This is a genomic window from Comamonas sp. Z1, assembly GCF_008121555.1.
GTDB lineage: Bacteria > Pseudomonadota > Gammaproteobacteria > Burkholderiales > Burkholderiaceae_C > Comamonas > Comamonas thiooxydans.
The window spans coordinates 113,341-130,943 of the sequence record NZ_VOQT01000010.1 but is presented as its reverse complement, the minus strand read 5'-3'; the positions used below and the strand labels follow the sequence as shown (position 1 = coordinate 130,943).

20 protein-coding genes are annotated in these 17,603 nt (G+C 62.7%); 9 read left to right on the top strand and 11 right to left on the bottom strand.

What is annotated here, in order from left to right:
- Positions 1-22: 22 nt before the first annotated feature.
- Positions 23-241, bottom strand: a complete 219-nt coding sequence (locus FSY45_RS17890; RefSeq protein WP_003066944.1) for a hypothetical protein — start codon at positions 239-241, stop codon at positions 23-25.
- Here FSY45_RS17890 and FSY45_RS17885 point away from each other — a divergent pair.
- The gene (locus FSY45_RS17885; RefSeq protein WP_003066946.1) at positions 240-932 is read left to right on the top strand and encodes a TerC family protein; all 693 of its coding nucleotides are present in this window, start codon (positions 240-242) and stop codon (positions 930-932) included. The genes FSY45_RS17890 and FSY45_RS17885 overlap by 2 nt on opposite strands.
- A 74-nt stretch (positions 933-1,006) precedes the next feature.
- Here FSY45_RS17885 and FSY45_RS17880 read toward each other — a convergent pair whose 3' ends face one another.
- The 4 genes from FSY45_RS17880 to FSY45_RS17865 all read right to left on the bottom strand — a co-directional run bounded on the left by FSY45_RS17880 (position 1,007) and on the right by FSY45_RS17865 (position 6,327).
- Positions 1,007-1,432, bottom strand: a complete 426-nt coding sequence (locus FSY45_RS17880; RefSeq protein ID WP_003072350.1) for a barstar family protein — start codon at positions 1,430-1,432, stop codon at positions 1,007-1,009.
- Between the two features lie 142 nt (positions 1,433-1,574).
- A complete protein-coding gene (locus FSY45_RS17875; protein WP_003066953.1) occupies positions 1,575-1,994 on the bottom strand; it encodes a ribonuclease domain-containing protein in 420 nt (139 codons plus the stop codon).
- Between the two features lie 207 nt (positions 1,995-2,201).
- Positions 2,202-3,692 carry a sodium/proline symporter PutP gene (gene putP / locus FSY45_RS17870; RefSeq protein WP_046460500.1) on the bottom strand — a complete coding sequence of 497 codons (1,491 nt, stop codon included), beginning with the start codon at positions 3,690-3,692 and terminating at the stop codon, positions 2,202-2,204.
- Positions 3,693-3,852: 160 nt separating this feature from the next.
- Positions 3,853-6,327: a penicillin-binding protein 1A gene (locus tag FSY45_RS17865; RefSeq protein ID WP_052951040.1), complete on the bottom strand. Its 2,475-nt coding sequence runs from the start codon at positions 6,325-6,327 to the stop codon at positions 3,853-3,855.
- A 266-nt stretch (positions 6,328-6,593) separates the two neighbouring features.
- Here FSY45_RS17865 and FSY45_RS17860 point away from each other — a divergent pair, with 266 nt between their 5' ends.
- On the top strand, positions 6,594-7,079 hold the full coding sequence (locus FSY45_RS17860) for a glutathione peroxidase (protein WP_012840289.1): 486 nt from the start codon (positions 6,594-6,596) through the stop codon (positions 7,077-7,079).
- A gap of 66 nt (positions 7,080-7,145) precedes the next feature.
- Here FSY45_RS17860 and FSY45_RS17855 read toward each other — a convergent pair whose 3' ends face one another.
- Positions 7,146-8,057: a LysR family transcriptional regulator gene (locus FSY45_RS17855; RefSeq protein WP_080944381.1), complete on the bottom strand. Its 912-nt coding sequence runs from the start codon at positions 8,055-8,057 to the stop codon at positions 7,146-7,148.
- A 131-nt stretch (positions 8,058-8,188) separates the two neighbouring features.
- Here FSY45_RS17855 and FSY45_RS17850 point away from each other — a divergent pair, with 131 nt between their 5' ends.
- The 3 genes from FSY45_RS17850 (at position 8,189) to ycaC (ending at position 10,563) form a co-directional block, all read left to right on the top strand.
- Positions 8,189-9,109, top strand: a complete 921-nt coding sequence (locus FSY45_RS17850) for a pirin family protein (RefSeq protein WP_046460426.1) — start codon at positions 8,189-8,191, stop codon at positions 9,107-9,109.
- Between the two features lie 90 nt (positions 9,110-9,199).
- Positions 9,200-9,895, top strand: a complete 696-nt coding sequence (locus FSY45_RS17845; protein ID WP_003066964.1) for an isochorismatase family protein — start codon at positions 9,200-9,202, stop codon at positions 9,893-9,895.
- Between the two features lie 38 nt (positions 9,896-9,933).
- Positions 9,934-10,563 (top strand): isochorismate family cysteine hydrolase YcaC, encoded by a 630-nt coding sequence (ycaC, locus tag FSY45_RS17840; RefSeq protein WP_046460427.1) that lies wholly within the window; start codon positions 9,934-9,936, stop codon positions 10,561-10,563.
- Between the two features lie 103 nt (positions 10,564-10,666).
- On the opposite strand, the gene FSY45_RS17835 is transcribed toward ycaC, so the two are convergent.
- The gene (locus FSY45_RS17835; protein ID WP_046460502.1) at positions 10,667-11,065 is read right to left on the bottom strand and encodes a helix-turn-helix domain-containing protein; all 399 of its coding nucleotides are present in this window, start codon (positions 11,063-11,065) and stop codon (positions 10,667-10,669) included.
- Positions 11,066-11,228: 163 nt separating this feature from the next.
- On the opposite strand from FSY45_RS17835, the gene FSY45_RS17830 reads away from it, so the two are divergent.
- Positions 11,229-12,236 (top strand): NAD(P)-dependent alcohol dehydrogenase, encoded by a 1,008-nt coding sequence (locus tag FSY45_RS17830; RefSeq protein ID WP_046460428.1) that lies wholly within the window; start codon positions 11,229-11,231, stop codon positions 12,234-12,236.
- 879 nt (positions 12,237-13,115) lie between these two features.
- Here the strand turns inward: FSY45_RS17830 and FSY45_RS17825 are convergent.
- From FSY45_RS17825 to FSY45_RS17815, 3 genes are all read right to left on the bottom strand, one after another.
- Complete coding sequence (locus tag FSY45_RS17825; protein WP_046460429.1) at positions 13,116-14,180, bottom strand: PAS domain-containing protein; 1,065 nt, start codon at positions 14,178-14,180, stop codon at positions 13,116-13,118.
- The gene (locus FSY45_RS17820) at positions 14,173-14,991 is read right to left on the bottom strand and encodes a hypothetical protein (RefSeq protein WP_003066973.1); all 819 of its coding nucleotides are present in this window, start codon (positions 14,989-14,991) and stop codon (positions 14,173-14,175) included. Before FSY45_RS17820 ends, FSY45_RS17825 begins: the two co-directional genes overlap by 8 nt.
- A 247-nt stretch (positions 14,992-15,238) precedes the next feature.
- Entirely contained in the window at positions 15,239-15,814 is a 576-nt protein-coding gene (locus tag FSY45_RS17815; RefSeq protein WP_046460430.1) for a flavin reductase family protein, read from the bottom strand.
- Positions 15,815-15,917: 103 nt separating this feature from the next.
- Between FSY45_RS17815 and FSY45_RS17810 the strand changes: the two genes are divergently transcribed.
- A complete protein-coding gene (locus FSY45_RS17810; RefSeq protein WP_046460431.1) occupies positions 15,918-16,292 on the top strand; it encodes a VOC family protein in 375 nt (124 codons plus the stop codon).
- Here FSY45_RS17810 and FSY45_RS27855 read toward each other — a convergent pair.
- Positions 16,271-16,546 (bottom strand): hypothetical protein, encoded by a 276-nt coding sequence (locus FSY45_RS27855; protein WP_187427568.1) that lies wholly within the window; start codon positions 16,544-16,546, stop codon positions 16,271-16,273. The genes FSY45_RS17810 and FSY45_RS27855 overlap by 22 nt on opposite strands.
- Between FSY45_RS27855 and FSY45_RS17805 the strand changes: the two genes are divergently transcribed.
- A complete protein-coding gene (locus FSY45_RS17805) occupies positions 16,545-16,787 on the top strand; it encodes a hypothetical protein (RefSeq protein WP_003066979.1) in 243 nt (80 codons plus the stop codon). The genes FSY45_RS27855 and FSY45_RS17805 overlap by 2 nt on opposite strands.
- A gap of 132 nt (positions 16,788-16,919) precedes the next feature.
- Complete coding sequence (locus FSY45_RS17800; protein ID WP_046460503.1) at positions 16,920-17,531, top strand: class I SAM-dependent methyltransferase; 612 nt, start codon at positions 16,920-16,922, stop codon at positions 17,529-17,531.
- Positions 17,532-17,603 lie beyond the last annotated feature (72 nt).

Below are 17,603 nucleotides of genomic sequence, written 5' to 3'. Positions count from 1 at the left end.
CCGAGATCAAGTCGCTTGGCTATCACTGAAAACTGGTAATTTGAGGTGCCTGCGGAGTCTGTCCCAAAACGAAAGCGAACTCCGTGGCCCGCAATTCCCATGACGTCAGAAGCAATACGCCGATAGCGGCTCCAAGAGGCAGTTGGCTAAACTTCCCTGCATTGATCACGCCTGGCTTTGCAATGCCGGGCGTTTGTCCGTTCAAGGTGCAACGGACAGAGAACTCAGGAATATTTTCCATGGATGCCATGCTCGGTGCCGATTTCTGGATCGGCTTGTTCAAGATCGTCTGGATCAACATCATTCTCTCGGGTGACAACGCGGTGGTCATCGCTCTGGCCGCACGTGGCCTGCCGCCGCAGCAGCAGAAAAAAGCGGTGCTGCTCGGCTCCGGTGCCGCCGTGGTGTTGCGTATTGCCTTGACGGTGGTGGCAGCCAAGCTGATGCAGCTGCCATTCGTCGAGGTGATCGGTGGCCTGTTGCTGCTGTGGATTGGCGTGGGCCTGCTCAAGGGCGAAGATGAAGAAGAGGATTCCGGCAGCGTGGCCAGGCAGGGCATGATGGCTGCCGTTCGCACCATTTTGCTCGCCGATCTGGTCATGAGTCTGGACAATGTGATCGCCGTGGCTGCTGCAGCAGGCGGCGATATGCTGCTGCTGATTCTGGGCCTGGCCATCAGCATTCCGCTGGTCATCTTTGGCTCCACGCTGATGATCAAGCTGATGGAGCGTTTTCCGGTCATCGTCACTTTGGGCGCGGCACTGATTGGCTGGGTGGCCGGCGAAACCATCACCAGCGACCATATGCTCGAAGGTTTTGTACGGATCAATCCCTGGGCGCATTACGCAGCGGCCGCTTGCGGCGCCGTGCTGGTGATTGCAATGGGCAAGTGGATGCAGCTCAAGGCCGCCGCTCAGGGCGGCACAGCCTGAGCCTTTGGTTCTGAAAGCAAAAACGCCCGCATTCAAGGCGGGCATTTGGTGTCGTGTGCGCCGCAGCAGCCGACCTATAGGAATGAGTAAAAGCAGCGGAAGGGAATCTTGCGCTCTGCCCAGAAGTCCGCAGTATCGCGGAACACGTCCAGCAACTGCTCGCGCACTTCCTTGTCGAACTTGGGAGTGGTCGGAATCTGGTCGAGCACCACCACAAAACCGGGTTGCGGGCCGGATTTGTTGATCGGGTCGGTCATGCAGTCATACAGCGCATCCCAGTTCTTGCCAAAGTGTGCCGGCAGGTAGAACTGGGTGGACAGCAGCTCGAAAACATCGGCCTTGGTCTGGGCATGGGCCAGATTGGCATAAAGGAAATGGGAGCCCAGCGCCTCTGCTGCTGCCTGAAGATCAGGAATGCGATAGGCGCGAATGGATTGCACGATGTTCGGGCGAACATTGCGCAACGGTGTTTCCGAGGGCTTACGAAGTGGCGTGTCCATCTCCGTGATTCTTTCTAAAAACATCAAAACTGGTGGCAGAGTCGGTACTGACAGCGCTGTAGGCTGTCTGCGCAAACCGCCGCTGCGGAATTCAAGAGGTCAAAAGCCGCTGTGTGGCGGGCCTGGAGGGCGTCTTTTAACTTCATTGGACGATTTGCTGAAAGCTGTTGTAGTGGTCGCCCGTGTAGAAGCAGGCATCGGGCACCTGGGGCTGCAAGCCGCCACAGACTATGCGTCGCGCACCCCGGTTTTTCGCGCCTGGCGTGCGCACGGTGTATTCGCGGTAATAGCCTCTGGCCTGGCGCGGAAGTATGCGCTCACGGTTTCCGAATACCGTGCCGTCCTTGTCGCTGGAGAACGGGCCGCCCTGGAGGATACGACCATAGGTGGTGCGGCCTTCGCGCGGCAGTTCGGCCAGGCTCACGGTCTCAAAGCCGGGAACGGTGGCACCGACTTCCGGCGCTTTGCGCGCCAAAGCCGCAGGGGATGCCAGCGCAAAAGCGGCACCCAGCATCAACGCTAAACCCGTCTGATATACCTTGGCTGCAGCGGCCTTGAGCATTCACTAAACCTTTCAGAATCTCAGGTAATGCCTGAAATTTCGACCCGTAAGTGTGACGGATAGGCCCTGAAAATGCAAGTTGCGCCTATTTTTTGTGCACTCTGCGAGAGGCCGCTCACGGCCCCTAGAGGTTGCGTCCTGATCGCCTTGGCGACAAAAAAGCCCTGCCAGCAGTGCCGTACAGGGCTTTCTCGGAGGCCAAAGTGCTTATTCGCCGTGGGCAGCGATTTCAGCCTCCACCTCGCGGTGCTTGGCCATGATCGTGGCCGAAGGCTCTTTGTCCAGCAGGCTGACCACTATGATTGCGATAGCGGAAAACGCAAATCCGGGAACGATCTCATAGAGCTTGAACCACTGGTAATGCTGCCAGACCAGAACCGTGACCGCGCCCACGACCATGCCGGCCAGCGCGCCGTTGCGTGTCATGCGGGCCCAGAGCAGCGAGATCAGCACCAGCGGGCCGAAGGCGGCGCCGAAGCCGGCCCAGGCATTGCTGACCATGCCCAGCACCTTGGCCTGGGGGTCCTGCGCAATCAGGATGGCGATCACGGCAATCGCGAACACCATGGCACGGCCGAACCAGACCAGCTGCTTCTGGCTGGCGTTCCTGTGCAAAAAGGTCTTGTAGATATCCTGCGTGAGGGCGCTGGAGCAGACCAGCAATTGGCAGGACAGGGTACTCATCACGGCCGCCAGCACGGCGGCCAGCAGCACACCGCTGATCCAGGGGTTGAACAGCAGCTTGGCGACTTCCAGGAACACGAGTTCATGGTTGCCGTTGACGTTTGTCGCAATATCGGGGCGGCTGGCAAAGAAGGCAATGCCGAAGAAGCCCACGGCCACGGCGCCTCCCAGGCACAGCATCATCCAGCTCATGCCGATGCGGCGCGCGTTGGGAATGGTCTTGATCGACTCGGCCGCCATGAAGCGCACCAGAATGTGAGGCTGGCCGAAGTAGCCCAGACCCCAGGCCAGCAGGGAGACGATGGCGATCGCTCCCTGGCCCTGGAACATGTCGAAGGCACCGCTGCGCGCAGTTTCGATGATGGCCGCGCTGGCGCCCACGCCGCCGTCGGCATAGATGACCATCAGCGGCGCGAGGATCAGTGCGGTGATCATCAGCGAGGCCTGGATGGTGTCGGTCCAGCTCACGGCCAGAAAGCCGCCGATGAACACATAGGCCATGGTGGCCACGGCACCCACCCACAGGGCTGTCTGGTAGTCCATGCCGAACATGGACTCGAACAGTCGGGCGCCCGCGACCACGCCGGAGGCACAGTAGACGGTGAAGAACACCAGAATCACCAGCGCCGTGACGATGCGAAGCAGGCTGCTGCCATCCTCGAAGCGGTTGGTGAAGTAGTCGGGCAGGGTCAGCGCATTGCCCACCTTCTCGGTATAGACGCGCAGGCGTGCCGCCACAAAGCGCCAGTTGAGCCAGGCACCGACGCACAGGCCGATGGCAATCCACGAGGCCGACAGGCCGGTGGCAAATACCGCGCCGGGCAGGCCCATGAGCAGCCAGCCGCTCATGTCCGAGGCTCCGGCCGACAGCGCCGTGACCACCGAGCCCAGACTGCGCCCGCCCAGGATGTAGTCGGACAGGTTGGACGTGGCTTTGTATCCCGCCCAACCTATGAGCAGCATGCCCAGCAGGTAGATGGCAAAGGTGACTATGGTTGGTGTATTGGCGGTCATGTCGGCTCCGGATCGGCGCAGCGCCATCGGCATGTGGGTTTCATGCCCGGCGAAAACAAATCCGCCAGCGGCCTCCTGGTGGGAGACCTGCTGGCGGGTATCGATCTGCAATTGGACCAGTTATTCGACAGCCCAGTCGGGCATGTGGCTGAAAACCGCGCTACTGGCTGTCCTGCGGCGCATTCAGTGGCGCCGCTGGCGGCAGCGGTGTGCCTATATCGCTCCAGCTCGAGGGTGCGGGGGCTTTGCTCGGCGCAGGCGCAGGCATCATCTCGCCGGGAGCCAGTCCGGGGCTGCTGTCAAGGTCAGGCGGCTGGGCGTTGCTGTCGGCTGGCGCGGGCTGGCTCATAGCCGAAGGCGGCGCAGCGGGCGTGCTCTCGATGATGTCGACCTCGCTGCCATTGCTCCTGTTGGGTGCTGGATGGGCGGGAGCCGTCGGCGCTGTGCGATCAGGGTCGTTGCCCTCATCTGCGGGCCCGCTCCATTCCTGAACCTTGTCGCGCAGACGGCCTACCAGATCGCTCCACCAGTGGCTGGTGTTGGGCTCGGTGAATCGGGCCTTGGCATTGAGCAGCGGGCTGCGCATGGCGCGCGACATGAAGTCGCCCACCATGGGCAGGGCGCTGCGCGAACCCTGGCCCCATTGGTCGCTCTTGAGCGTGATGCGCGCATCGTTGAAGCCGGCCCAGGCACCTGCCACGATCTGCGGGTGCATGAGGATGAACCAGCCGTCGGCATTGCCCTGGGTGGTGCCGGTCTTGCCGGCCACATCGGCGCGAATGCCGTATTGCTTGCGAATCGCGCGGCCCGTGCCCTTGTCGATCACGGCGCGCATCATCTCCAGCAGACCGTAGTTTTCTTCCTCGTCCCAGACCTGATCGGGTTTGGGCGGGGTGAATTCGGCCAGCAGCTCGCCGTCGGCATTCTCGATACGGGTGACCAACTGGGGCGGAATATAGCGGCCGGAGTTGGCGATGCTGCCGTAGGCGTTGACCATTTCCAGCAGCGTGACGGGGCTGGAGCCCAGCGCCAGCGAAGGCACGGGCTCCAGCGGGCTCTGGCGCACGCCCAAAGCACGGGCCAGCTTGATGACGCGGTCCATGCCCACTTCCTGGCCCAGCTCGGCCGTGATGGTGTTCTTGGAATAGGCCAGCGCATCGGCGAGCTTCATGGGCACGCCCGTGGGCTCGACGGCGTCGCTGGGACGCCATACCTCGCCGCCGGGCAGCTGGATTTCCACGGCTTCGTCCTTGCGTGTGTCCTCGGGCCTGGCGCCACGCTGCAGAGCTGCGCCATAGACAAAGGGCTTGAAGGTGGAGCCGGGCTGACGGCGCGCCTGGGCCACATGGTCGAACGCATCCTGTGCGTAGTCGCGGCTGCCCACCCAGGCCAGCACGGCCGAGGTACGCGGGTCTATGGCCAGAAAGCCGGCCTGCACGCGGGTCTTGTCCTCGCGCAGCTGCCTCATGAAGGTCTTGTCGGCCAGCAGCTTCTTGAGCGCCTCTTCTTCGCTGATATCGGAAGGCCTGCCGCTTCTGGCAAGCCTGCGAAAGGCCTCCGTCTCGCGCACCAGCTGCAGTACCAGCGCGTTCTCGGCGCTCCAGCCGTCCCGGTGGCCCCAGTTGTTGTTGGCAATGCCCTGCAGCGTTTGCATCTGGCGGTTCACGGCTTGCTGCGCCCAGTTCTGCAGGCGCGAGTCCAGCGTGGTGCGGACGATCAGGCCGTCCGTATAGATGTTGTAGTCGTGTTTGTCGGCCCAGGCGATCAGCCATTTGCGCAATTGCTGGGAAAAATGCGGCGCCATGCCCGTGGGCTCCTCCTGGCGCTCGAAGTCCAGACGCATGGGGCGTTTCCTGAGGCGCTCGAACTCATCGTCCTTGAGCTCGCCGCGCTTGACCATCTGGCTCAGCACGGTGTTGCGCCGGGCAATCGCGCGGTCGGGGTTGATCACCGGGTTGTAATAGGCATTGCCCTTGAGCATGCCCACCAGCGTGGCGCTTTCCAGCACCGTGAGCCTGGCGGCCGGTTTGTCGAAATAGGTGCGCGCAGCCATCTCTATGCCATAGGCGTTGTAGAGAAAGGGCACGGTGTTCAGATAGGTCTCGAGAATCTCGTCCTTGGTGTAGAGCGCTTCGATCTTGAAGGCCGTGATCGCCTCCTTGAGCTTGCGGTTCACATTGCGTGCACGGCCGATTTCCGTGGGATAGAGATTGCGCGCCAGCTGCTGGGTGATGGTGGAGCCGCCCTGGGGATTGCCGCCAAGGGTGTGGATGACCGACCCCACGGTGCGCGTGAAGTCCATGCCGTGGTGCTCGTAGAAACGATGGTCTTCGGTGGCCACGAGGGCCTTGACCACGGCGGGCGAAATCTGCTCCAGCGGCACCCACTGGCGGTTGCTGCGCTTGAACTCGCCGATCAGCTTGCCGTCGGCGCTCAGGATCTGCGCCGGCTGCTCAAGCTTGGCCTTGCGGATGTCGCTGATGCTGGGCGTGAACGGAATCAGCAGCAGCACATAGACGACAAACAGCACCGGCAAGGCCGCGGCAAACCACAGCCATTCACGCCGCGTCGGCCAGCGACGCCACCAGGGCAGGGCTGCAATGCGCTGGCCCAGAGTGCTGGCGCGAGCGCGCATCCACAAAGCTGTGGCCTGAGCTACCCATTTTTCTTTCAATTCGTTCAAGGACAAACGCACGTTGCAAGGCAGCCCGCCAAGGGCCGCAAGAAGGCAAGACTGCGAAGAATGCCCAAAAAACAGGCGCTCTGCTTGCGGGGATAGTTTTTTCTATGGTCGCAGCCCCGGTATTGTCTCCGTGGCGTGGCTGCGCGGGCTTGTTTCCAATGGTGAGATGTTTTGCCGACTGCCTTAAGCTTGGGGCTTCACTTTGGCGGGAGAGCAGCATGGCAAACAGTGTTTATGACTTTGAGGCCACCGATATCCAGGGGCGCAGCACTCCTCTGTCGCAGTATCAGGGCAAGGTATTGCTGATCGTGAATACCGCCAGTGCCTGCGGCTTCACGCCCCAGTACAAGGGCTTGCAGGCACTGCACGAGCAATATGCGGACCGGGGCCTGGTGGTGCTGGGCTTTCCCTGCAACCAGTTCGGAGCGCAGGAGAAAGGCTCGGATGACGAGATCGCGAGCTTTTGCGAGCTGAACTTCGGCGTCAGCTTCCCGCTCATGCACAAGATCGAGGTCAACGGCGACGGTGCGCATCCGCTGTACCGCTGGCTCACCTCCGAAGCGCCAGGCGTGCTGGGCACCAAGTCCATCAAATGGAATTTCACCAAATTCCTCGTGGGCCGTGACGGGCAGGTGATACGCCGCTACGCGCCCCAGGACAAGCCCGAGAAGCTGGCAGGCGATATCCAGGCGGCTCTGGGTTGATACTGCTGTTATCGTTTCGATAGCTGACGGCGATTACCCAGTAAGTGCTGGAGGCGGTTTTGATGTTCAGTCTTCCGACAAGGTCTTGAAGGACTGGGCCAGATGGTCGAGCAGCGCGCGTACGGCGGGCAGCTGACCGCGACGCGAGGCGTAGACGGCGTGGATGATTTCGGGGCGCGGTTCCCAGCCCGGCAGCACCTGCACCAGCGTGCCGCTGCGCAGGTCTTCGCGCACGAACATGCTGGGCAGCTGGACCACCCCGGCGCCCAGCAGAGCCGCATCGCGCAGGGCCAGCATGGACTGCGTCACCAGCCGCGGCTGGTGCCTGACCTCGGCGCGCACGGCCTCGGGTCCGTGCAGCACCCAGCGGTGGGTTTCCTGCAGGCCGCCCATATCCAGGCTGGGCCAGGCCGACAGATCCATGGGTCCGCCGGGCTGACCCAGTCGCTGCAGCAGCTCGGGGGCGGCCACCAGGCATTGCCGGCGCTCGGCAAGCGTGCGCAGCACCAGGTCGCTGTCCTGCAGCGGCGGCGGGCGCACGCGCAGGGCCAGATCCAACCCCTCGCCAATCACGTCCACGCGCCGATTGGTCTCGTCCACCTGCAGCTCCACGCGCGGATACAGGCGCATGAACTCGCCCAGCATGCGGCCCACGCGTGAGGCCAGCAAGGCCACGGGGCAGCTCATGCGCACCTTGCCGCAGGGCTCGGAATGCACCAGCGCCACGGACTCCTCGGCGGCCTCGGCCTCGGTCAGCATGGCGCGGCAGTGCTGGTAGTAGCGCTTGCCCACCTCGGTCACGGCAAAGCTGCGCGTGGAACGCAGCAGCAACTGCGCGCCCAGGCGCTCTTCGAGCAGGGCCACGCGGCGGCTGAGCTTGGACTTGGGCAGGCCCAGTGCGCGGCCTGCGGGTGCGAATCCGCCGTGCTCCACCACCTGGGCGAAGTAGTAGAGCTCGTTGAGATCGGGCAGTTTCATCGTTTTAAAAATAGAACTCTGAGACTGAATATTGTGGACTACTCAAGTCATCGTTCCAAATTCATACTTTCTCCATGTTCAACGCCTGCGACATCCACAGGGACCGCAGGCCAGCCGCAAGGAGAAATGTCATGCTCAAGAAAATCCTGGGTGTCTACGAAGCTCCCCGTCCCCACTGGGTGGGCGATGGCTTTCCCGTGCGCTCGCTGTTCAGCTATGGCGACCACGGCAAGGCCCTGAGCCCCTTTCTGCTGCTGGATCATGCAGGCCCTCAGAACTTCACGCCCACCACGGCACGGCGCGGCGTGGGCACGCATCCGCACCGCGGCTTCGAGACCGTGACCATCGTCTACGAGGGTGAAGTGGCCCACCGCGACTCCACCGGTGCCGGTGGCACCATCGGCCCCGGCGACGTGCAGTGGATGACGGCGGCCTCGGGCATCCTGCACGAGGAGTACCACTCCGAAGCCTTTGCCAAGAGCGGCGGCCCGCTGGAGATGGTGCAGCTGTGGGTCAACCTGCCGGCCAGGGACAAGATGTCCGCCCCCGGCTACCAGACCCTGTTGAATGCCGACATCCCGCAGGTCGCACTGCCGGGCGGTGCGGGTCATCTGCGTGTCATTGCCGGTGACTACCTTGGCAGCAAGGGGACCGCCTATCGCGGCCCGGCGAAGACCTTCACGCCTATCGATGTCTGGGATGTGAGGCTGAGCGCCGGAGCAGCCACCGAGCTGCAGGCCCGGGCCGGCCGCACGCTGGCGCTGGTGGTGCTGCACGGCACGCTGCTGGTCAACGGACAGGAGATTACCCGCGCCGGACAGCTGGTGCATATGGATCGCGCTGCGGACAGCGTGCATCTGGAAGCCAACAGCGACGTCACGCTGCTGTGGCTGTCAGGCGAACCGATTGACGAGCCCGTGGTCGGCTACGGCCCCTTCGTCATGAACAGCGACGAGGAAATCCAGCAGGCGCTGGAGGACTTCCGCAGCGGCCAGTTCGGCCGCATTCCGGCAGCCGAGCGCCATGCGCCCACGGCCGTGCTGAACCACTGAGCCCTCAGTGCCACCCGTATCCCCGGCCCTGCAGCGATGCGGCCGGGGAGCGAGACCTCTCCCTTCGCTCCCAACTCCAAGGAGACTTCCATGAGCATCCAGACCGCAGCCATCCCCGCCAATTTCAACGGTGCCAAGCCCGTGATTGATCCCGACAACGTGGCCATGCTGCTGATCGACCACCAGAGCGGCCTGTTCCAGACCGTGCAGGACATGCCGTTCACCACGCTGCGCCGTCTGGCCAGCACGCTGGCCAAGATCGCTTCGCTGGCCAAGATCCCCGTGATCACCACAGCCTCCGTGCCTCAGGGCCCCAACGGCCCGCTGATTCCCGAAATCCACCAGAACGCGCCTCACGCCACCTACGTGGCGCGCAAGGGCGAGATCAATGCCTGGGACAACGAAGACTTCGTCAAGGCCGTCAAGGCCACGGGCAAGAAGCAGCTCATCATCGCCGGCACCATCACCAGCGTCTGCATGGCCTTTCCCTCCATCGCTGCCGTGGCCGATGGCTACCAGGTGTTTGCTGTCATCGATGCGTCGGGCACCTACTCCAAGATGGCCGAGGAAATCACCCTGGCCCGCATGCTGCAGGCCGGCGTGGTGCCCATAGACACCGCGGCCGTTGCCTCGGAGCTGCAAAAGACCTGGAACCGCGAAGACGCGGCCGAATGGGCACAGGCCTATACCGGCATCTTCCCCAACTACCAGCTGCTGATCGAAAGCTACGCCAAGGCGCAGGAAGTGGTACAGAACCACGAAGTGCTGGATTCCCAGCGCGTTTGATTTTCCTCACCCCTCCACTACCTCTGAAGGAGACCGTCATGAGCAACAAACCCTATATCCGCCTCGACAAGGACAACGCTGCCGTGCTGCTGGTGGACCACCAGACCGGCCTGCTGTCCCTGGTGCGCGATATCGACCCCGACAAGTTCAAGAACAATGTGCTGGCCCTGGCCGATATGGCCGAGTACTTCAAGCTGCCGACCATCCTGACCACCAGCTTCGAGAACGGCCCCAACGGCCCGCTGGTGCCCGAACTCAAGGAAAAATTCCCCACCGTCCCCTATATCGCGCGTCCCGGCCAGATCAATGCCTGGGACAACGAGGACTTCGTCAAGGCCGTCAAGGCCACGGGCAAGAAGCAGCTCATCGTCGCCGGCGTGGTGACCGAGGTCTGCGTTGCCTTCCCGGTTTTGTCGGCCCTGGCTGAAGGTTTTGAAGTGTTCGTCATTGCCGATGCCTCGGGCACCTTCAACAGCATGACCCAGCAGGCTGCCTGGAGCCGCATGGAGCAGGCCGGAGCCCAGCTCATGACCTGGTTCGGCGCGGCCTGCGAGCTGCACCGCGACTGGCGCAACGATATCGAGGGCTTGGGGACTCTGTTCTCCAACCATATCCCCGACTATCGCAACCTGATCAACAGCTACACCACGCTGACCGCAGGCAAGTAAGCCATGCAGTTTTAGAACAAAGCCCGCAAGCTTTTGCAGCCTGCGGGCTTTTTGCTGTTGATTTATTGGAATTGATAGCTGCTGACGTTTGATGGATAGGCGTTCAAGCCTGCTTCTGCTTCAAGTCTGGCAGGCAGCTTGCGCTGCTCTGATCTGCGTCATGCATGGGCTCGGCCTGAGCAAAGTTCTTGCTGTATGCGATGCCCCAGTTGCGCATGGCGATCAGCACCGGCTGCAGGCTGCGGCCCAGCTCGGTCAGCGCATAGTCCACACGCGGCGGCACTTCGGCATACACCGTGCGCTCGACAATGCCGGCCTCTTCCAGCTCGCGCAGCTGCAGCGTCAGCATGCGCTGGGTGATGCCGCCGATGATGCGGCCCAGCTCGCCAAAGCGCTTTTTGCCGGGCAGCAGATGGAACAGGATGACGGGCTTCCAGGTGCCGCCCATCACCGACAGCGTCACCTCCACGGCGCAGCCGCTCTTGCTGTTCAATCGTTTCATGATCACCTCGCTGCAGTTCCGGACTGCAAGCATCGTAGCGCCAGCCAGCGCCCATGCATTACTTACATTTTTAATACTACCCAACAAATATGTTGGTACTGGTGGTGGATGCGCATTGACGGCACCATGCAGAGCATCTGTTTCACCTCTTGAGGAGCACTCCATGAAAGTCATGCAACTGGCCGCCCCCGGCGGTTTCGAACATCTGAAGCTTGTCGACCTGCCTGCACCTGCGGCACCCGCCGCCGGCGAGATCCAGGTACGCATTCACGCCAGCTCGCTCAACTACCACGACCTGGGTGTGGTGCGCCGCCCCGGCGCGGCGGCCGACGGCCGCATCCCCATGGCCGACGGCGCAGGCCTGGTCACGGCCGTGGGCGCTGGCGTGACGGAATTTTCCGTGGGCGATGCCGTCGTCTCCACCTTCTTTCCGCAATGGCTGTCGGGCCGCCATGTGCCGTCCGACTTCCAGCTCGTGCCCGGCGACGGCGTGGACGGCTTTGCACGCGAATTCGTGAACCTGCCCGCCACCAGCTTTACCCATGCCCCCGAGGGCTGGAGCCATGCCGAGGCCGCCACGCTGACCACGGCCGGCCTCACGGCCTGGCGCGCGCTGGTGGTGGACGGCCATCTCAAGGCCGGCGACACCGTGCTGGTGCTGGGCACGGGCGGCGTCTCCATCTTTGCACTGCAGATGGCCAAGAGCATGGGCGCCACCGTCATCGCCACCACCTCCAGCGCGGCCAAGGCCGAGCAGCTCAAGGCATTGGGGGCCGATCTGGTGATCAATTACAAGGACCAGCCCGAATGGGGCGACGCCGTGCTGGCCGCCACCGGCGGTCGCGGTGCCGACATCGTGGTCGAGGTCGGCGGCCCCGGCACCTTGCCCCAGTCCATTCGCGCCTGCGCCGTGGGCGGCCATATCGCGCTGATCGGCGTGTTGACCGGTTTTGCGGGCGCCGTGCCCACGGTGGAGATGATGCGCAAGCAGCAAACCCTCAAGGGCCTGATCGTCGGCAGCCGCGAGCAGCAGCAGGACATGGTGCGCGCGCTGGAAAACTTCGGCTGGAAGCCCGTGATCGACAGCCGCTATACGCTGGAGCAGATGGTGGCGGCTTTCGAGCACCAGGCCGCTGGCAGGCATTTCGGCAAGATCTGCCTCGAATATTGATAGCTGATGGCGCTTTGTGCGCCTGGGTTTGAGGCTGATTGGGCATGTGGTTCTTGGTGGGCCACATGCCCTTCTTGTTTTGATAGCTTTCCACGCTTGCTCTTATTGGGTTAGAGACAGATTAGGCTCTTGGTCTGGTTTATTCGGCGGCATGCCTGATTTTTTGGCAGAAGGCGGGTCTCGGCCCGCCAGCCGACCTACTTTCTTCGCAAGAAAGCAGGCAAAGAGCCAGCCCCTGCTGCCCACGACCCCTTCGCTGCGCTACGGGGCGACCTGCGCCGTCAACCTCTTGTGGCTGTGCGGCAAAACTCGCTGCGCGCTTGCAGCACTCCGCTCAGACACGTTGCCGCAAGTTAGAGCACGATGCGTCTGCACTCTGCGGTGCAGACGCCAGCCTCAAGAGGCCGCCGTTGCAGGCGTGGGCACAAGGGGCGAGATACCGAAAGATAGCTTCCATCAGATTTGATAGCTGCAACCGCAATTTGTGATTGAGATAGAAGCCAATTTCGCCACAACTCTTGCTGGCTGCCTGCTCCCACCCGTGTGTCTGCGCCTGCGGCACGCGGTTCGGGCTGCGGGCATTGGCACCGCAGAGTGCCAAAGCATCGTGAACAAATTTGCGGCAACCTGTTTGAGCGGCGCGCGTAGCGCAAAGCGAGTTTTGCCGCACCGCAGACCGAATGTCGTGACGCAGGTTTGCCCGTAGCGAAGCGCAGGGACGCAGACAGTCGGGGCGCATTCTTTGGGTTACGTTTCTTGTGCGAGCAAGAAAGGTAACTCGCCTGCCGGGGCGAGACCCGGCCTCAGAACCAAAACCAAGCAAAGCGCTAAAAAGAATAGCTATAGCTGCAAGCTAGACAAGCCCCACAGCCCAAAAACTCAATCCTCAGAACCCAACACCACCCGCGCCGCCAAAGCCGTCCTCCCCGGCGACGACTCAATCCCCAGCAGTCCCCCAACCCGCGCCACCCGCACTGCCATGGAGCGCATGCCCACGCCCAGGCCCGATGCCTCCACGGCCTGCACATCAAAGCCTACGCCGTCATCCTCGATCTCCAGCAGCAGCTCCTCGGCCTGCGGCTGCACCAGGGACAGGCGTACATGGCGGGCCTGGCTGTGTTTGATGACATTGGTCAGAGCTTCTTCGATCAGCCGGGTCAGAGCCAGGTATTGCAGCGCGTTGGGCGGCTGGCTCCAGCTTTGCGGAAACTGCCAGTCGCAGCGCACACCCAGGGCCTCGAACAGATCGTTGAAGCGGCGGCGCAAGGGGGCCAGCCATTCCTGTGGAGTGGCTGGCACGCGCACCTGGGCCGAGGCGTTGCTGTCTATGCTTTGGCGCAGATCGTTGCGGATGAGCTTGAGCATGGACAGCACCTGGGGCCGGGTCATGGCTTCGCTGCCCTGCTCGACGGAAGCAATCATATGGACCAGCTCGCCGCCCAGGCCGTCGTGCAGGTCGTGGGTCAGGCGCAGGCGCTCCTGCAGGCGCGCGTTGGAGAGCTTCTGGGCTTCCAGCTCGGCGCGCAAATGCTCGGATTTTTTCTGCTCGGTGATGTCGAAGGTGAAGCCGATCAGCGCTGTGGGCTGGCCCTGTTCGTCGCAGAGCACATGCACCACTTCCTTGACCCAGACAAAGCGGTTGTCGCTGGTCAGCGCCCGGTACTCGGCCTCGTGATCCACACCCGCCAGGCACAGCTCCACGCAGCGCGAGACGGTTTGCTCGCGCTCGTCGGGGTGGATGCGTTCGGCCCAGTCGTTCACTGTCTCCCAGCTCTCGGGGCTCCAGCCCAGCAGATCAGCGATCTGCGGGCCGATATAGCTGTATTTCTTCGTGGTCCAGTCAATCTTGAACGGAATCGCCAGGGTGGATTCCAGCAGCGTCTGGTAGAGGCCGTTGTCCGTGTCGGGTTCAAGGGTGCGCAGGCGGGGGCGGGCTTCAAGCATGGGACGCTCCTGTCAGATCGAGAAGAGGGTGGGTGGTGGGCAGCTCGTTCCAGAACCAGTAGAAATAGCCGCCTTCGGTCTGCAGCAGGGTCTGGGTTTTGACGCTGGATCGCTCTATCCCGCGCCAGCAGGCCAGGGCTGAATTGCGGTTGCCGTGCAGATCCAGGCAAGTCTGTCCGGGAAGATTGGGTCGGGGAGGCACATACAAGGCCATGCCACGCGGCAGCCAGAGGTCGGCGAGACAGATTTTCTGCTGCTCAGGCCAGTACTTTCCCACCGAAATCACCAGCGGCAGGTGCGGGTCGATGGAGGTGAAGACATGCGGGAAATCGTGATGCTCGAGGTCGGTACAGACCTTGCCCAGCAGACGGTAGCCGGTGCCCTCATAGGGCGAGCGGTGCCCGGCAAACATGCCGTACTCATAGTCGACCAGCGAAAGATGCGGCTGGGGGCTGGTGATGCGAACTCCCTGGCCCGGTGCTATCAGCGTCATGCCGAACGCCGCTGCAGTTTGATGCGTGGCGGCAAGGGCTTCGTACTCGACCTTATCGGCCTGGAACTCCAGCCGGGTCTGATTGCCGTACTTGGGGTCGGGGCGGGTGGTGGTCGCAGAAAGGACGCGGTATGCGTTGCCGATGGCGACCTTGGGGTCACTGGCGACAGGCTCAAGCAGCGTCAAGCCTGTGGGCGGCTCCGCGCAATAGTGCGGGAACCCGTGGATATTGCAGAAAAACGGTGTCTGCGACAGATCGACCGACGTCGGCGCATCTTCTTTGATGAACAGCACGGGATCAAAAAACTCTTGCGCCATTGTCTGTCACTTCAAGGTGATTGATAGCAGAGATCGTTGCCCTGTGCGGAGGTACGGCACCTGCAGTCATGGGTTGTTTGATATGTCAGTCAGTGATGCAGTCTAAATCAAGGCGGTTACAAAGACCCGGGTGCGCAGGTGCTGCGGGCCGGGGCACCTGAGGATGTCAGTGGCCGTCACGGCAAAGTGCGCATTATTTTGATAGCTGCCGGCGCTTGATAAATAAGCGATGCGACCATAAGAGCTTCTATTTCACGAGCACCGATTCGCCAATCGCGAAGAACTGCCCGCCCGCCACATAGTGCAGGGTGCGCAGCTCGGCAGGCGCGGAGTCGAACTCCCAGTGTCCGTTGCGGAACACGCGCTCGTCGGCCCAGGCGGCGACGACTTCGGCGATGAACAGGTCATAGCTCTGCTGGTTGTGCGGCTCGGGGATCAGCTTGCAGACCAGCCAGGCGGCGCAGCCTGCCACCAGCGGTACAGCCAAGCCCGGTGCGTCGAAAAGCTGCACGCCATGTTTGACGAGTTTGCGGGGTTCTGTGACGGCGCTGTCCGTGCCTATGCCCACCGTCAGCGCGGCCTGGGGCACGGTGGGCAGTTGCAGGGCAAAGAGGCCGCTGCCCTCGACCAGGGCGCGCGTGCGCGTGGCCTTGTCGAGCACCACGCTGATCTTGGGCGGCGCGAAATCGAGTGCGCAGGCCCAGGCAGCGCTCATGGCGTTGCGCTCGCCCGCATGCTGGGCCGAGACGATGACCGTGGGGCCGTGATTGAGCAGGCGGTAGGACTTGTCCAGGGGAACCGGGGTGAAATGGTCTGGCAGCATGGTGGGCTGAATATGGGTGACAGAAGAGGACGGCAAGCTCCCGTTACGATGGCCTGCTGATTTCACATCTTCGCCCGAAACAGGGCTTTTCCAGGAGACAACCATGTTTAGCCACATCATGCTGGGTGTAAATGATCTGGAGTCCAGCAAGCGCTTTTACGACGCATTGCTGGGTCAGCTGGGCATTGCGCCCGGCGTTGCCAACAAGAACCGCTTCTTCTACCGCAGCCCCACGGGCGTGTTTGCCATCTCCACGCCCATCAACGGCGAAACGGCAAGCTCTGGCAATGGCGCGACCACGGGCTTTCTGGCCCAGTCCACCGATCAGGTGACCGCGGCCCATGCGGCGGGCCTGGCAGCGGGCGGCGTCTCGATCGAGGATGCGCCGGGCTGGCGCGGCGACTCCATGTATCTGGCCTATCTGCGCGACCCCGACGGCAACAAGATCTGCCTGGCCTATCGCCCCGCGAAGGCCTGATCCAGGCTGACTGAACCAGGGCCGCGCAAGCGGCCTTTTTTGTCTTCAGCGGTGGGGATAAAAAACAGGAGCTGTCTGCGCTTGCGGGGCAAGGCCTTGAGCCCCGAGCGGCAACAGCGAGCGCGGTCATGCCCGACCTGCAAGCGGTGATGCTGTGCCCGCTGCCGGTGCAAAACCGGGGCAGGCGGCACAATGGCTGCTTTGCAGCGCGGGCGGACGTCCGGGGCCTGCACCACATTCAGTAATTTTTTCATGACCAACACCACCACTCCTGCCGAAGACCATCTGTGCGACGCCTGTGCCGGCATTCAGCGCAACTGGCGCAAAGCCCCCGGCCATGCCGAACTGATGCAGCGCGGCAACCGCAAGGAGGAGCGCGGCTCGAGCACGGCGACGGTGACCCGCTATGTCTGCGAGCGCTGCGGCACGGTGTGGGACTACGAGAACAACAAGCAGGACCAGCGCAAGGGCTGGTCCGTGGTTGGCAGAATTTAACCCCCTGAGGCGCTGCGCGCCTTGCCCCGGCGGGGCCGCCCAGGCCCTTGCTGGCTGTCTCTTTCCTGAGTCAGCGTCGGTTTTTGAAGTTTCGGCGTCTTCGGGCGCCGTTTGTTTTTTGAAGGAGGCTGCGTGCAATCAGCAAGCAACGAGTGGTTTGACGAGGCGTATTACCAGCGCTTTTACTTTGACAAGAAGACCAGCGTGATCGACCCCGAGCACGCGCGGCGGCTGGGTGCGTTTGTCTGCTCGTATCTTGCGTATCTGCGCGTGCCCGTGCAGCGGGTGCTGGACGTGGGCTGCGGCATAGGCCTGTGGCGCGAGGCGGTGCAAAAGCACTTTCCGGGCGTGCAGTATCAGGGCGTGGAGTTCAGTCCCTATCTGTGCGAGCGCTATGGCTGGGAGCAGGGCTCGGTGGTGGATTGGCAGCCCAACGACGGCCAGCCTTTCGATCTGGTGATCTGCCAGGGCGTGCTGCCCTATCTGAGTCCGGCCGACCTGAAAAAGGCGCTGGCCAATCTGGGCCGGCTGTCGCGCGGCGGGCTCTATATCGAGGCCGTGGCACGCGAGGATTACGAGCGCGACATCATCGACGAGGAACTGACCGATCCGCGCCTGTATCGCCACCGCGCCGAGCTGTACCGCCGCGGCCTGCAGCCTCACTTCAAGGAGCTGGGCGGCGGCGTATGGCTGAGTCGTCAGGCCGATATGCCGCTGTTCGAACTGGAGTGCGTTGGGGGCTGAAGCCTCTTGTTCTTGGTGATTTCGGGGCCTGCACCTATATTGCGGGGCTTGCGAACTCACAAGGATATGCAG

Bases quoted from the DNA above. Each gene is read 5' to 3' on its own strand.
- FSY45_RS17880 (WP_003072350.1), bottom strand. From the start codon at position 1,432: ATGGACACGCCACTTCGTAAGCCCTCGGAAACACCGTTGCGCAATGTT.
- FSY45_RS17830 (WP_046460428.1), top strand. From the start codon at position 11,229: ATGAAAGTCATGCAACTGGCCGCCCCCGGCGGTTTCGAACATCTGAAG.
- FSY45_RS17885 (WP_003066946.1), top strand. From the start codon at position 240: ATGGATGCCATGCTCGGTGCCGATTTCTGGATCGGCTTGTTCAAGATC.
- FSY45_RS17890 (WP_003066944.1), bottom strand. From the start codon at position 241: ATGGAAAATATTCCTGAGTTCTCTGTCCGTTGCACCTTGAACGGACAA.
- FSY45_RS17835 (WP_046460502.1), bottom strand. From the start codon at position 11,065: ATGAAACGATTGAACAGCAAGAGCGGCTGCGCCGTGGAGGTGACGCTG.
- FSY45_RS17820 (WP_003066973.1), bottom strand. From the start codon at position 14,991: ATGGCGCAAGAGTTTTTTGATCCCGTGCTGTTCATCAAAGAAGATGCG.
- FSY45_RS17865 (WP_052951040.1), bottom strand. From the start codon at position 6,327: ATGCGCGCTCGCGCCAGCACTCTGGGCCAGCGCATTGCAGCCCTGCCC.
- FSY45_RS17825 (WP_046460429.1), bottom strand. From the start codon at position 14,180: ATGCTTGAAGCCCGCCCCCGCCTGCGCACCCTTGAACCCGACACGGAC.
- FSY45_RS27855 (WP_187427568.1), bottom strand. From the start codon at position 16,546: ATGAAAAAATTACTGAATGTGGTGCAGGCCCCGGACGTCCGCCCGCGC.
- FSY45_RS17860 (WP_012840289.1), top strand. From the start codon at position 6,594: ATGGCAAACAGTGTTTATGACTTTGAGGCCACCGATATCCAGGGGCGC.
- FSY45_RS17850 (WP_046460426.1), top strand. From the start codon at position 8,189: ATGCTCAAGAAAATCCTGGGTGTCTACGAAGCTCCCCGTCCCCACTGG.
- FSY45_RS17845 (WP_003066964.1), top strand. From the start codon at position 9,200: ATGAGCATCCAGACCGCAGCCATCCCCGCCAATTTCAACGGTGCCAAG.
- FSY45_RS17855 (WP_080944381.1), bottom strand. From the start codon at position 8,057: ATGAAACTGCCCGATCTCAACGAGCTCTACTACTTCGCCCAGGTGGTG.
- FSY45_RS17815 (WP_046460430.1), bottom strand. From the start codon at position 15,814: ATGCTGCCAGACCATTTCACCCCGGTTCCCCTGGACAAGTCCTACCGC.
- FSY45_RS17875 (WP_003066953.1), bottom strand. From the start codon at position 1,994: ATGCTCAAGGCCGCTGCAGCCAAGGTATATCAGACGGGTTTAGCGTTG.
- putP (WP_046460500.1), bottom strand. From the start codon at position 3,692: ATGACCGCCAATACACCAACCATAGTCACCTTTGCCATCTACCTGCTG.
- FSY45_RS17805 (WP_003066979.1), top strand. From the start codon at position 16,545: ATGACCAACACCACCACTCCTGCCGAAGACCATCTGTGCGACGCCTGT.
- ycaC (WP_046460427.1), top strand. From the start codon at position 9,934: ATGAGCAACAAACCCTATATCCGCCTCGACAAGGACAACGCTGCCGTG.
- FSY45_RS17810 (WP_046460431.1), top strand. From the start codon at position 15,918: ATGTTTAGCCACATCATGCTGGGTGTAAATGATCTGGAGTCCAGCAAG.